The organism is Anaerolineae bacterium (assembly GCA_014360855.1).
Classification (GTDB): domain Bacteria; phylum Chloroflexota; class Anaerolineae; order JACIWP01; family JACIWP01; genus JACIWP01.
Genome location: JACIWP010000051.1, coordinates 1 through 13,856, shown reverse-complemented (window position 1 = coordinate 13,856; position 13,856 = coordinate 1). Strand labels below are relative to the sequence as shown.

Annotated in this window: 13 protein-coding genes; 8 read left to right on the top strand and 5 right to left on the bottom strand. The window is 64.5% G+C overall.

The window, feature by feature from the left end; genetic code table 11:
* Positions 1–335 precede the first annotated feature (335 nt).
* Entirely contained in the window at positions 336–605 is a 270-nt protein-coding gene (gene rpsO / locus H5T60_04375) for a 30S ribosomal protein S15 (GenBank protein ID MBC7241663.1), read from the bottom strand.
* A gap of 373 nt (positions 606–978) precedes the next feature.
* Here rpsO and H5T60_04370 point away from each other — a divergent pair, with 373 nt between their 5' ends.
* A complete protein-coding gene (locus H5T60_04370; protein MBC7241662.1) occupies positions 979–3,519 on the top strand; it encodes a response regulator in 2,541 nt (846 codons plus the stop codon).
* Positions 3,520–3,530: 11 nt separating this feature from the next.
* Here H5T60_04370 and H5T60_04365 read toward each other — a convergent pair whose 3' ends face one another.
* A complete protein-coding gene (locus H5T60_04365) occupies positions 3,531–5,531 on the bottom strand; it encodes a DNRLRE domain-containing protein (protein ID MBC7241661.1) in 2,001 nt (666 codons plus the stop codon).
* A 57-nt stretch (positions 5,532–5,588) separates the two neighbouring features.
* A complete protein-coding gene (locus H5T60_04360; GenBank protein MBC7241660.1) occupies positions 5,589–7,175 on the bottom strand; it encodes a protein kinase in 1,587 nt (528 codons plus the stop codon).
* A 341-nt stretch (positions 7,176–7,516) separates the two neighbouring features.
* Here H5T60_04360 and H5T60_04355 point away from each other — a divergent pair, with 341 nt between their 5' ends.
* The 4 genes from H5T60_04355 to H5T60_04340 are packed head-to-tail and all read left to right on the top strand — an operon-like array spanning position 7,517 to position 10,543.
* Positions 7,517–8,485 carry a methionyl-tRNA formyltransferase gene (locus H5T60_04355; protein MBC7241659.1) on the top strand — a complete coding sequence of 323 codons (969 nt, stop codon included), beginning with the start codon at positions 7,517–7,519 and terminating at the stop codon, positions 8,483–8,485.
* Positions 8,486–8,506: 21 nt separating this feature from the next.
* Positions 8,507–9,043, top strand: a complete 537-nt coding sequence (locus H5T60_04350; GenBank protein MBC7241658.1) for a helix-turn-helix transcriptional regulator — start codon at positions 8,507–8,509, stop codon at positions 9,041–9,043.
* A gap of 16 nt (positions 9,044–9,059) precedes the next feature.
* Entirely contained in the window at positions 9,060–10,175 is a 1,116-nt protein-coding gene (locus tag H5T60_04345) for an aminomethyl transferase family protein (GenBank protein ID MBC7241657.1), read from the top strand.
* 14 nt (positions 10,176–10,189) lie between these two features.
* Entirely contained in the window at positions 10,190–10,543 is a 354-nt protein-coding gene (locus H5T60_04340; protein MBC7241656.1) for a response regulator, read from the top strand.
* Positions 10,544–10,550: 7 nt separating this feature from the next.
* On the opposite strand, the gene H5T60_04335 is transcribed toward H5T60_04340, so the two are convergent.
* Positions 10,551–11,282, bottom strand: a complete 732-nt coding sequence (locus H5T60_04335; protein ID MBC7241655.1) for a GNAT family N-acetyltransferase — start codon at positions 11,280–11,282, stop codon at positions 10,551–10,553.
* Between the two features lie 99 nt (positions 11,283–11,381).
* Here H5T60_04335 and H5T60_04330 point away from each other — a divergent pair, with 99 nt between their 5' ends.
* Genes H5T60_04330 through H5T60_04320 form a run of 3 tightly spaced genes read left to right on the top strand, consistent with a single transcriptional unit; the run spans position 11,382 to position 13,255 of the window.
* Positions 11,382–12,260, top strand: a complete 879-nt coding sequence (locus H5T60_04330) for a DegV family protein (protein ID MBC7241654.1) — start codon at positions 11,382–11,384, stop codon at positions 12,258–12,260.
* A 58-nt stretch (positions 12,261–12,318) separates the two neighbouring features.
* Positions 12,319–12,909, top strand: coding sequence for a sigma-70 family RNA polymerase sigma factor (locus tag H5T60_04325; protein ID MBC7241653.1), 591 nt, complete (start codon positions 12,319–12,321; stop codon positions 12,907–12,909).
* Between the two features lie 34 nt (positions 12,910–12,943).
* Positions 12,944–13,255, top strand: coding sequence for a hypothetical protein (locus H5T60_04320; protein ID MBC7241652.1), 312 nt, complete (start codon positions 12,944–12,946; stop codon positions 13,253–13,255).
* 297 nt (positions 13,256–13,552) lie between these two features.
* On the opposite strand, the gene H5T60_04315 is transcribed toward H5T60_04320, so the two are convergent.
* A complete protein-coding gene (locus tag H5T60_04315; GenBank protein ID MBC7241651.1) occupies positions 13,553–13,693 on the bottom strand; it encodes a transposase in 141 nt (46 codons plus the stop codon).
* Positions 13,694–13,856 lie beyond the last annotated feature (163 nt).

Genomic DNA, 13,856 nt, shown 5'->3' with positions numbered 1-13,856 from the left:
GTCACGGAGACAAGGGACATGGGGCAGGCATGGGAGATGCGCCGGCTGAATGGGTCAGCAAGGCGAGCATCGGGGGCCAGAGGTCAGGGACTGGGAAGCCGGCCCAAGGATACCGGAGCGCATCCTTCCCCGTCTTGGGCATGCTTCCCAATTCCTGTCCCTTCTGGCCACCGCGCCATGCCCTGCTCGGCATGTCCATTGTCGTTACTGCCAATGATACTGTATCACAAAATCCCTAATAATGAAAATGCGGACCCCTCAGCCCCACGTCTTCGGGCATCACAGGCGTCCGCCAGATAGACATCGTATCGGAAAAGAGCCTTCGCGAAGCGGTGTTATTTGCGCAGGCCCAGCCGATTGATCAGGGTCTTATAGCGCTCCGCATCCGTGCGGCTGAGGTAGGCGAGCAGTCGCCGGCGCTGGCCTACCATCTTCAGCAGGCCGCGGCGCGAATGCTCGTCGTGCTTGTGTACCTTGAGATGCTCCGTCAGCTCATTAATGCGCTTGGTGAGCAGAGCAATCTGCACTTCGGGCGAACCTGTATCGTTAGGATGGACGCGAAACTCCTGAATGATGGCGTCCTTTTCCGCCTTTGTGAGCGACACCGAAATCCTCCTTTTCCGCATCAGTCTGGCACGTTCTGTCCTATGTACGGGCATCATTATAGCATAAAACATACGTGCCAGCAAATTTTGAAGGTAAAGGGTATCGCAAAAGCATAGTCGGCAAATCCGGTTCGGAAGCCCTATCACCCAGGGGGCCTGGGGGTCCTTATCCCACCACAACAGGGCCGGCGCCGGCTGTACCGCGCTCGCTGGCTCCGGCTCCAGCACACCGCATCTCACGGCCCTTTTCACACCCTCTCAAAAACGTGTTTGCCGCCCATCGCGATTTTATGCTATAATTGATATTGCGCTACGTAAAGCGAAGCAATATTACAATGATTCAACTAACGTCTTGAATCGGAACAGGGGTATCATGAGCCCTTCCACGCAGAGCGAACTGGAGCGGCACAGCAGGGAGCTGGCCCTGCTCTATGAGATTATCCGTTCGACCAACTACCATCTTCCCCTCCAGGATATTCTCACCAAAGCGGTCCAGACGCTGGTCGCCGGCATGGAGGTGCAGGCCGGCGCCATTTATCTGCGCGCCGGCGATGAGATGCTGCTCAGCGCTGTCGAAGGACTGCCGCGCCCCCTCCAGCGCCAGATGGAGCGCTTCGATCACGAGCAGGCACGCCGCCTGCTGGAGCTTCAGCTCGTTGATGCCCATCAGCTTGCCGGCACCTTCCCCTTCTGCGCCGGCGCCGTTGAGGCCGGCCTGCCCGCCTGGTTGGTGGTCAACCTGCATACGCGTGAGGTGCAGGCCGGCCTGCTGATGCTGGCGGCCGGCGAGCCGGCGCGCTTCGACGCGCGCGACGTGGATCTGGTGAGCCGCATCGCGGACTACCTGGCCATCGCCATCGAGAACGCCGTCCTGTTCGAGGAAATGCGGCGCTCCCTGCGGCGCCAGCAGGCGCTCAACTGGGCCAGCCAGACCATCAATGCTTCCCTGGAGCCGGAGCGCGTCTTCACCGCCATTGCCCACGTAGCGCGTGAGCTGGCCGGCGCCGACGCGGCCGCGGTGTTTGAAAGCGATGACGCATCCTACCACCTGACCCTGCTGGCCGAAAGCGGCTTTTCGCCCTCCTTTCGCCAATCGTTCATCGCTCTGCTGGCCGCCGGCCGCCTCCCCGACGCGATGCTGGAAGCCCTGGCGGCATCGGAGGCCGCCCCCCTGCCCCGTCTGGATAAGGAGCCGGCAGGCCCCCTGGTCCACCTCTCCCTTGCCGAGGGCTATCAGGCCTTTCTGACCGTTCCGCTCCTTCAAGAAGGGAGAAAGCAGGGCGCGGTGGCCCTGTGGTGGCGCGAACCCCAGCGCTTCACCATGGACCTGGTCACCGCACTGATCACCCTGGCCAACCAGTCCATCAGCGCCATTCAGAATGCCCGCCTGAGTTCCTTTAATGAGCGCATTATCCGCTCCATGAATGAGGGTATCCTGATAGAGGATGCGGAAGGGTATATCACCTTCGCCAACCCGCGCATGGCGGAGATGCTGGGTTACCGCTCTCCCGAAGAACTCATCGGACAACGCATCCTCTCCTGGATCGACACGCGCGATCGCTTCGTGGCGCGGCTACAGCATGACGCGGTGCTGGCCGGCGAACGCCGGCGCTATGAGGCCACCTTTCAGACCAAGGACGGCGGAACCCTGCCCGTGCTGGCCAGCAGTATCCCCCTGCTCCAGCGGCCCGGCCATCCCCCCGAAATCCTGACGGTGGTCACCGATATCAGCGAGCTGAAGCGCCTCCAGCAACAGCTCATCCAGTCCGAAAAGCTGGCCGCGCTGGGCGGGCTGGTGGCCGGCGTCGCCCACGAGCTGAACAACCCGCTCACCTCCATCATCGGCTATGCCCAGCTCATCAAGGCCAGCGGCGTGTCCGCCACCGCCGCAGAGGACTTGAAGCGGGTGATCCAACAGGCCCAGCGCGCCGCCGACATCGTGCGCAACCTGCTGGCATTCGCCCGGCAGGAACGCCCGCAACGCAAGCTGGTGGATGTCAACGACATCATCGAGCGCACCATCGCCCTGCGCTCTTACGAACTGCGGGTGCAGAACATCCAGGTGGAGCTGGACCTGGACAAGGGAGTGCCGGCCACCCTGGCCGACCCACAACAGCTCCAGCAGGTGATCCTGAACCTGATCCTGAACGCCGAGCAGGCCATGTCCAAGTCCGGCATCGGGTCCCGCCTGACCATCCGCACGCGCCGTACCGATGCCGGCGTCATCGTGGAGGTGCGCGACAACGGCCCGGGCATCCCGCCGGCGATCATGGGGCGCATCTTCGACCCCTTCTTCACCACCAAGGAGCCGGGCGAGGGCACCGGCCTGGGATTGAGCATCTGCTACGGCATCATCCAGGAACACGGCGGGCGCATTTGGGCGGAGAGCGAGGGCATCCCGGGGAAAGGTGCGGCGTTCTTTGTCCAGCTTCCGCCGGCGCCGCCCCAAAGCCGTATCGCCGCCGAAGAGGCACAGGAGCAGAAGAGTGCCCCGCTCACTGCCGGCCGGCGGGGAAGCCGCATCCTCATCGTGGACGACGAGCAGGATATTGTGGAGATCGCCGCCCGCGTGCTGGCACAACAGGGCCATCTGGTGGACGTGGCGCGCAGTGGTCAGGAGGCCATGCGCTGTGTGGAGCGCCGTGGCTATGACCTGATCGTCTGCGACATCAAAATGCCCGGCATGAACGGCATTTCATTCTGGGAGGAGCTGACGCGCCGGGACCCGGGCTGGCGCAAGCGCATCGTCTTCATGACCGGAGACATGGCCAACGAGCAGACCGCCGGGTTTCTGCGGGAAGCCGGCGCGCCGGTGCTTCAGAAACCCTTTGAGCTTCAGCGCCTCAATTCCTGGATTCAGGAAATGCTCCAGGAGCAGGGCAAGGCTGGTGTCACGTCCCGCCCCAAGTCGTAAGCGCGGCGGGTTTACCGCCAGACCCATACACTGCCGGCGCGTGTGCCGGCGTACAGCCGTGGACAGCCGGCGCCCGTCCCTCCCACGATGAGAGAGCGCACACTGGTGCCGGCAGGCAGGCCGGTGTTCATCGCCTCCCAGGAAGCTCCTCCATCGCGGCTCATATACACCCCGTGATCCTCACGGCCGGCATATACCACCAGCGGTGACGAGGCATCGGTGCCCGTGCGCAGTAACGCCAGCGCGTTGACGCTGGTGCCGGCCAGCTTATGATAGGCCGGCGGCCAGCTCCCTCCGCCGTCGGAGGACCGGTACACCCCATCATCCGTGGCCACGAAGATAATGCTGGGATCGAGCGGGTCAATCTCGATGTCGCGCACGCGCACGTTCGCCGGCCCGATGTTCTGCCAGCTTGCCCCGCCGTTGGTGGATTTGAAAACCCCGTGCGCCAAGGTGCCGGCATACACCACCGACTGGCCGGCCGCCGGGTCTACCGCCAGGGCGCGTATCGCCAGGTCCGTCAGGCCGTTGTTGACCGGCGACCAGGATACCCCGCTGTTCGTGCTCTTATAGACGCCGCTGTCGGCCGTGCCGACATAGAGGGTGTTGCGCCAGGGGTCCATGGCGATGGCGTAGAGCCAGTGATGGCCCTCCAAACCGGCGTTCATGGCGACCCAGGATGCGCCGCCGTCCGCGCTGTGCATCACGCCGGCGCCCCAGGTGGCGGCGAAGAGATAGGCGTTGTTCCACGGCACCAGGACCATCTCCAGAACGCTGTAGTCCAGGCCGCGGCGTTCCCAGCTCTGGCCGCCGTTCAGGGTGCGGAAAAGGCCCAGCTCATCCACGCCGGCATAGGCGCGGTCACACGCATCGCTGAAGCGCAGGAGCGCGTTCACCTGCTTGTCGCTCAAGCCAGTCCCCGGCCGCCAGTACGGGGTGGGAGCCGGCGTCGGGGTCACTGCGCCGAAGCGGGAACCGAGCAGGGGCAGGAGGGAGGTCCTTGGCGGGGAGACGCGCTGATCGCCGAAGTCCACCCGCACCGTCTCGCCGGCGGCCACGGTTACCGTCCGGCTGTCAGGCGTGGTGGAGCGGTAGCCCGGCGGATTGACCTCGATAATGGTATAGGTGTCCGGCACCAGGGTGGAGAAGGCATATGCGCCGCTGGAGGTAGTGGTATACTCGCTCAGCTTCTGCTGGCCGCGCCACAGCTCAAGCCGGGCGCCGGCCAGCGCCGGCTCCCCCGTCTGTAGTATCCCGTCACCGTTAAGGTCATGCCAGACCTTACCGACAATCTGTCCCCATTGATTGACGGGCACGACGTAGGTCAGGCAAAGCTGGGGACGCTGGGTGATGTTGGAGGATTCGGAAGAACGGAAGCTGTAGCGCACGGAAGAGTCGCCGGCGCCCCGCAGGACCAGCCCATAGTTGCGGGCCGGGTCATTGATCCACAGCTGGACGAGTGGCGTAATATCCCACTGGACCCAGGCGTTCACGGCGTTTACCTGAGCGCTGGAGACCGCCGTCGCGGCGCGGTCCGTTATGGTGCTGTTACAGCCGGGCGCGCCCCATGGGGTGCCGGCGCTGGCACTGTTCCATATGGCCTGCTCCTCCTGCCATGCCCGATACACCTGGTGTGCGGACAGGCTTATGCCGGCCGCCGCAGAGCGCTCCACGGCATATAGGCGCAGGTACGCGGACTGCACCTGAGCGTTGGGGGGAACCGCAGAGAGATCGAAGGACAACAGCATCACCTGGCCGGCATCGGCGCTGGCGCGCAGTGTATCCAGGCTTCCGAAAGGCGTCGTAGGGGAACTGCGGTCGAGGTAGGTGTCGCGCGTGCCGGCATAGCCGGCAGTGCCGTCTTGGAAGCACACCTGCACTGGCGCTGGGGTAGCCGCCGGCGCCGGCGGCGAAGATGGGGCGTTTCCCGAGGCCGGCGCGGCCATCCAGGCGAACAGCAGTCCTCCGACGAGCCATAGCAAGGCCCATTTCCACCAGCCGCGGGCATTCATCGTATGCTGTCTCTTGAACCTGTGCGGCGTGTCGGCATAGGGCACGGCATCACGTCATCAATCATCGCGCGTAGGGGTCGGCCGTGGGGTGGATGGGCCTCCCCCACCACCGCCGGCCGGCGGGCGGTTCCAGGTAAAGGTGCGCTTCGGGCTGGGCTGTCCGACCAGATTGCCCTGGAGCTGACCGTTCTCCAGCCGCGCGCCGCGCATCACCTGCACGTACCAGGTGAACTGCCCGTCGGCGGAGGTCTCCGCCAGATAGCGAGGCGCCGGCAGGCTGGTATCGCGGGTGATATGGTAATCGTACCAGATGCCGCTGTGCGGCGGGGGAGGCACCCGTTCGATGACCACCACGAACCGCTCATCGCCGGCCAGGGGGCGAGAGCTGGACCAGCTCAATACCGGCGTCTGGTCGGCCGCGAACGCCTGCCCATCCGCCGGCGCCGTCAGCGAAAGGGAAATCATCGGCACGGCAGTACGCGCCGGCCGGGTAAAAGTGGGTGTCGGCAAGGCTGTCGGCGTATCCGTTGGGGCAGGGCTGGCCGTCCAGGTTGCCGTCGGCACAGGAGATGGCGTGTCGGTGGCCGTGGCCGCCTGCGTGGGCGTGGATGTCTCCGCAGGCCTGGGCGTGGGGGTGCTGATCGCCGGCGGCGTATCTGTGGGCGGGGGAATGACCGCCGGCACGAATTCCGTCGGGGTCGGCATCACGGCGGTTGCCGTCTCGGCCGGCGGCACTGCGAGCTGGCCGCGCCCGCTCGCGGCCCACGCGCCGATGCCTACGATCAGCGCGATCACCACGATGGCGCCGGCGATGCCCCAGACCAGCCGGGAATGGGTGGCCGCCGCAGGGGGCAGGGGTTCGGCAGTGGGCTGTGTCCTGGCGGATGCCGCCGGCTGGGTCAGTGCTTGCCGCAGGGCGGCGGCAAACTCGCCGGCGGTGGTATAGCGTTCGGCCGGCTCCTTCGCCAGCGCTTTCATCACCACTGCTTCCAGGCCTGGGGGCAGGTCGGGACGGAACTGCCGTAGCGGCGGAGGGGGTTGGCTGGCATGGGCCATGATGATGGACAAAGGATTGCCGATGAAGGGCGGCCGGCCGGCCAACATCTCATACGCGACCACGCCCAGCGCGTAAATATCGGCGCGGTAGTCAGTCTCATCGCCGCGCGCCTGCTCGGGCGACATATAGGCCGGCGTCCCCACCAGCGCGCCGGAGCTGGTCAGGGTAGCACTACCGGCGCCTTTGGCCAGGCCGAAGTCGGTCAGGGTGATGCGGTCGCCGGCGCTGACGATGATATTGCTGGGTTTGATATCGCGGTGCACCACGTTGTGGCGGTGGGCGTAATCCAGGGCAGAGGCGACCTGGGCGAGGATTTTCAGGGCACGCGCCGGCGGCAGAGGCCCCTGCTGGAGGATGACATCCAGGGGCTGACCGTCCACATACTTCATGGCGATGAAGTGCAGGCCCTCGTGCTCCCCCACCTCATAGATCTCGACGATGTTGGGGTGGTCCAGGCGGGCGGCCGCCTGCGCCTCGCGGTGCAGGCGCTCGACGGAGGTGGAATCGCCGGTGAAATTGGGGAACAGGACCTTCAGGGCGACGAAGCGGTTCAGGCTGGTTTGTTCCGCCTTATAGACGACCGCCATTCCCCCGCGGCCGATCTCAGAAAGAATGTGATACTGTCCGAGCGTTTTGCCGATGAGGGTATTCACTTTAGGCCTGTCTCACCCACCAAGGTGGTATCCTCGAACCCGGACGACGCAACACGATACGAGACAATACAGGGCGTAATACCGCACAGCACAAAGAGGAATATAACACATTTGCGCCGGCTGTGCAACAATACACGCGAGGCGTTGAAAAGACTCCGCCAGGCGAAGCGCTTCCCCATTACCCTTGCCTTCCCTTTTTTGGCGCCTTGTCAGTAATGTGCTATACTATTTTATCATATCACATGGGACTTGATGCCGGCGGGAGAGCGAACGCTGTGCCCATTCGCGTGGTCTACATGAGCACGCCGGCCTTCGGCGTGCCGGCACTCACACTGCTGGCCAACGATCCCCGCTTCGAGGTCGCGGCGGTGGTGACCCAGCCGGATAAGCCGGCCGGCCGCGGGCTGAAGCGCACCCCGCCGCCGGTCAAGCGAGCGGCCGAGCGGCTGGGCCTCCCGGTGCTCCAGCCGGCCAGCTTGCGCACGCCGGAAGCACTGCGGGAGATCGCCCGCCGGCGGCCAGACGTGATCGCGGTCGCGGCCTACGGCCTGTGGATTCCCGGCGAGATCTTCAACCTGCCGCCCAAGCGCTCGCTGAACCTGCACCCATCCCTGCTCCCGCGCTATCGCGGGGCGGCACCAGTGGTGGGCGCTTTGCTGGCCGGCGAGACAGAGGTCGGGCTGAGCGTGCTCTTCGTCGAAGATGAGATGGACGCCGGCGACATCCTGGCCCAGATGCGGGTGCCGGTGATGCCCGGCGACACCACTGCCACGCTGATGGACCGGCTCGCCCACATCGGCGCGCCGTTCTTTGTAGAGACGCTGGCCGGCTGGGTGAACGGCACCATTGTGCCCGTGCCGCAGGACCACAGCCAGGCAAGCTGGATCGATCGTCTGCGCAAGGCCGACGGACTGCTGGATTGGACTCTGCCGGCGGAGGAGCTGGCACGCCGGTGCCGCGCCTTTTCCCCATGGCCCGGCACTTTTACATTCTATCGGGGACAGCGTCTGCTGATCCATTCGGCATGGCCGCTGAACGCGAACGTCCCACTCCCTGGTACCAAGGGGCCTCCCGAGCCAGGTACGGTGCTGGCACTGCCGCAGGGGATCGGCGTCGTCACCGGGAGCGGAATGCTGATGCTGGAGCGGGTTCAGCTCGCCGGCCGGCGGCCCCTGGACGTGCGCCGCTTCATCTGTGGCCAGCCGGGCTTTGTCGGCAGTCGACTCGGCATCGAGCAGACGTGATACAAAGGAGAGGACTGCATGGTGATTGGTGAACGAATCCGCAGAAGACGGACCGAACTGCACATGAGCCTCCGCGAGGTCGCGGAGAAGGCCGGCGTCACAGCCAGCTTCCTGAGCCAGATCGAGCGCGAGCTGGCGGACCCATCCATCAAATCCCTGCGCCGCATCGCAGAGGCGCTGGAGGTGCCCGTCTTCTACTTCCTTTCGGACGAGCAGGAGCACCGCCCGGTGGTGCGCCGGCACGAGCGGAAAAAGCTCACCCTGCCCCGCTCCCAGGTCACCTATGAACTCCTCACCCCCGACCTGAACCGCAAAATGGAGATGTTCATCGGCCGCATCCACCCCTCCCAGGGCAACGTTGCGCATCCGATGAGCCACAGCACAGAAGAGTGCCTGCTGGTGCTGGAAGGCCGCATCCGGGTGGAGCTGGCGGACAACGCCTACGAGCTGGAGCCAGGGGACAGCATCTACTTCGACGGCTCCCAATTACAGAGCATCTGCGCGTTAGGAGATGAGGAGGCGGTGTTTATCTCCGCCATCACGCCGGCCGTTTTCTAAACAAGGAGGCCCTGCTATGAAGCGCTCCCCCTTCTACTGCGACATCCAGCAAGCCGGCCCGCAGTGGACCGTGGTGCAGGGGTGGGAGGTGCCCAACATCTTCACCAGCCCGCGCGAGGAACATCTGGCGGTGCGCCAGCGCGCCGGCGTCTTCGACTGGTCCACCACCGGCGAGATCGAGATCCAGGGCCCCGATGCCCTGCGCCTGGTGCAGAAGGTCATTGTCAACGACGCCGCCGGCATGCCGGTCAATAAGGTCCTCTACACCACCATGCTCTTGGAAGATGGGAGCATCTTCTCCGACATCACCGTCTACCGCCTGGGCGAATCGCATTACATGCTCATGACCGCCTGGGGCAGTAACGCGGCCAACGCCCGGCCCGAATACGAATGGCTCCTGCGCTGGAGCGAGGGCCTGAACGTCGCGGTCACCGATGTTTCCTCGGGCAGTGCCCTGCTGGCCGTGCAAGGCCCCCTTTCCCGCCAGATCCTTGGCTCCATCACCGAGGAACCGCTCGATGCGCTGGGCTACATGTGGGGCATGCCGGCGCATGTGGCCGGCATCCGCGCCTACATCTCCCGCACCGGCTATACCGGTGAGCTGGGATATGAGGTGCTGGTGCCGGCGGAGCACGCCCATGACCTCTGGGAGGCCATCACCACGGCCGGCAAACCCTACGATATGGCCCTTTGCGGCATGGCGGCGGCCTTCAGCCTGCGGCTGGAAAAGGGCTACATCATGCGGCTGGACTTCGCCGGCGGCCGCACCCCTTACGAGGTTGGCCTGGGCTGGACCGTCAAGCTGGACAAGGGGGACTTCATCGGTCGCGAGGCCCTGCTCCGCCGCAAATCCGCCGGCTTTCCCGAGAAACTGACCCTCCTGCAGTTGGAAGACGCCTATGTGCCGGCCAGCGGCGATGCCCTGCTCGTGGAGGATAAAGAGGTCGGGAAGGTCACCAGCGCCGCCTTCGGCCACAGCGTGGGGCATCCGCTGGCCTTCGGCTACCTGCCGCTGGAACACGCCGGCGAAGGCACCTCGGTCACCGTCCTGGACAGCGCCGGCGGGCGCCACCCGGCGCGGGTGGTGCGCCGGCCGCTCTACGACCCCGAAGGAACCCGTCTGCGCATGTGAAAGGAGAGGCGGCCATGGATAAGCCCAGGGTGCTGGTGGCCGAGGACAGCCCGATGCTGCAGGCGCTGATGAAAAAGGCGCTGGAAGCCGCCGGCGTCAGCGTCATCCTGGCCGAGAACGGCCGGCAGGCGCTGGAGCTGGCACAGGCGGAAACCTTTGACCTGATCGCGCTGGACAACCGCATGCCGGAGCTGGACGGCACAGAGGTCTGCGCGGAACTGAAGGCGGACGCGCGTTGGAGCGCCATCCCCGTCATCATCATCACCGGCGATGAACAACCCAGGCCCTGCGGGGCCGACCGCTACGTGGTGAAGGACGCCGGCTTTGCCAGCCTGGTAGCGGCGGTGAGGGAACTGCTGGCCATTTAGCCGGCGCTCAAGCGGTGGGGCGCCATTCGGCGCTGGCGAAGGCCAGCCGCCGGCCGGTGTCCTGAAAGCCAACCCGCTCGGCCAGGGCGATAGAAGCCGGATTCACCGCGCCGGCCAGGTACAGCGGCGTCACGCCCCCTCGCACCAGCTCCGCGCACAGCGCGGACACGACCGACTCCCCCCAGCGCCGGCCCTGGGCCGCCGGCTCCACATGCACCGCCACCTCCGCGAACTGCGGGGAGCGCCAGTTGACGCTGGCAAAGGCGAGCACCTCGTCTTTCGGAGTGCGAATCTCGTAGCGCGGCTGGCCATCGGGAGATTGGGCACGCGTCACCAGGATATTGATGATGGGCTGGAAATTGGCGACGTCCAACACGTAGAGGCGGAAGATCTCCTCACCTGACAGGAGAAAATAGTCCCGCCAGACCTGGAGATAATGCATTGGCCCCAGGAGATAGCCCGGCCGGCGCTGGGGGGCGATCTCCTGTATCAACTGGCGCAGGGCCGGCTCATTCTCCGCCAGCATGACATAGAGGGGACGGAACAGGTCATAGCCGGTCAGGCATTCCGCCAGTGCGCCGGCGATCTCGCCGCTCTGGTCATAGGTCACGTACAGGCGGGTGCGCGAGGCGGGGTGATAGAGCATATAATAGGCGAAGACGGCCTGTTCGGGGTCGGAGACATCCAGCCACCGCTGGAGCGTCTGACGCAGTTCGCCGATGGTGCTCAAGGTTGACACAACCTTCCTCCGGGCCGGGTGTATGATAGCGCCATTATAATGGACATTGGCCGGCCTGACAATTGGCCGGCGCATCGGCGGGGGAAAGGAGGGAGTGCCTTGTTGAAAATCCTGGTGGATTCTACCTGTGACCTTCTGCCGGAAGAGGCGGCCGGCTACGGCATCCACATCATCCCCATGTACGTTACCCTCGGCGGCCGGACGTATCGGGATGATGGGAAGGAGCTGAGCCGGGAGGAATTCTACCGCCGGCTGCGCACCGAACGGGAACTGCCGCGCACCTCCCAGCCCTCCATCGGGGATTTCGAACAGGCCTTTCGAGAGCTGACGGCGGATGGCAGTGAGCTTCTGTGCCTGACCATCTCCTCCCGTCTCAGCGGCACCTGGCAGGCGGCCAAGGCCGCGGCGGAATCCCTCCCCGCCGGCCGCATCCACGTTGTGGACACGCAGGCCGTCTCCGTGTCGTTGAGCCTGCTGGCCATCAAGGCGGCGGAGATGGCCGCGGCCGGCGCGCCGGCGGCAGAGATCATCCCCGTTCTGGAGTCCATCGTGCGGAATTACCGCATCGTCTTCGTCGTGGAGACACTGGAGTATCTGCATAAAGGCGGGCGCATCGGTACCGCCTCAGCCTTCCTCGGCACCCTCCTCGATATCAAGCCGCTGTTGACCATCAAGGACGGCATTGTCCAGCCCTTGCACAAGGTGCGCACTAAGAAAGCGGCCAAAGCGCGCATGCTGGAGATATTCGAGGCCGGCATCGCGCCCGGCACCACCATCGCCAGCGCCATTGCACATACCGCCAGCCACGAGGAGGCGCAGTGGCTTGCTGATGAACTGCGCTCGCGGTATAATTGCCGCCGGCTGTATATCTCCGAGATGGGGCCGGTGGTGGGCACCCACGGTGGGCCGGGCCTCATCGGTGCCGCCATCTATCCCATCGAGGCAGAACAAGCGCCGGCGCAGTCACCACATCAGTAACTTTTCGTGCTGTGAGGTGTTCTAATTGGTGAAAAGAGGAACGGAGCAGTCCCCAGGCATGGGAACACCCTCGCCCAAGCCGAACGGGAACAACCCGTATGCGACCCTGGGCGAAACCGAGCTGATTGAGCGCGCCGCGCGGGACCCACAGGCGTTCGGTGAACTGTACGAACGCTATGTGGACCGTATTTACAACTATATCTATCACCGGGTCGGGAACGCGCAGGATGCGGAAGACCTGACGGCCCGCACGTTCCAGCGAGCGCTACAGCACATCGGGCGGTACGAGGACCACGGGGCGCCCTTCTCCGCCTGGCTGTACCGCATCGCGCATAACCTGGTGGCGAACTGGTACCGGGACACCAGCCGGCGCAAAGAGGTCGCCCTGGACGAGCTGTACACCTCCCACCGCCGCAGTGAGGACCCGTACCACGAGGTCATCCGCCGCGAGGAGATCGAGACGGTGCGCGAGGTGGTGCGTCAGCTCAGCCCGGACCGCCAGATGGTGCTTATCCTGAAGCACTCGGAGCACCTCTCGAACGCCGAGATCGCGCAGGTGCTCGGAAGGACAGAAGGGGCGATCAAGTCCCTGTATCATCGGACCTTGCAAACCCTGCGGGAAGAGCTGGAAAAACGCGGGATTCTGTGACATGCAGGCAAGTTTGGGCAGAAAGGGATCGAAGATGGCACTGCCACAGCAAATGGTTGATCTGGTGCCGCTACTGCGGGTGCGGCAGTGGTTGAATATCGCGCTGGCGCCGGCGCGCCCCAGCGCCGAATTTCGCGCCTGGCTGAAGCAGGAACTGCTCCAGCAGGCGGCGCAGATGGCTCAACAGGCGCCGGCACGCCGGCTGGGTCAGCTCGCGCTGGCCCCCGGCCGGCGGGAACTGCTCATCGGCGCGGCGGTAGGCTCGGTGGTCTCCCTGGCCGGCCTCATTATCCTCTTCATCAAATGGCGCCTCTCCCAGCGCACGGTGCACACGCCGGCCGCATAGCCGATGGCGCATTGTCAAGAGCCTATTCTGAGCTTCAGACATGAGTGGGGACAATGGGCTGAACAAAGTCGTCAAAGCCTGTGCAAGGATTTTTGCCGTTCACTGATCGGAAGTGACCATTTCTGGCGCAACAAGACAAATAAGCCCAAATCACATTCCCCCTTCTTGCCCTGCTGGGAAAGAATCGGTGTTGCATAGGCGGGTCTTTGGAGTGTGTTTGGGGTAGCTGCCCATACAGGCAGTCACGCAAGCCTTCCCGATCAAAAGCGCAATGGCATACACCAGTAACAAGAGTGCCTACACCTCCCCCATGTAGGATTGGCGTTTGCTCATCCGCCCCTGCATGCCCAGCTTGTTTTTCAAATCACGAAAGGCCTGCTCAATTTTCATCCGGCAACGATAGATACGCAAAGCGCTCTTTGCATCCAAATCGGTCATAATCCACAGCGGCTCCCGCAAGTCTCTCCCCACACGCCGATCAGTTTGGCGCAGACTATCCCCTTGTACCACACCTGATGGTAAGTGATCGTTCCCCCACGCGAAACAGCCAGAACCACCCCCTTCGTCAAATAGCTGTTGCATAAGCTTTAGAAGCTGGATA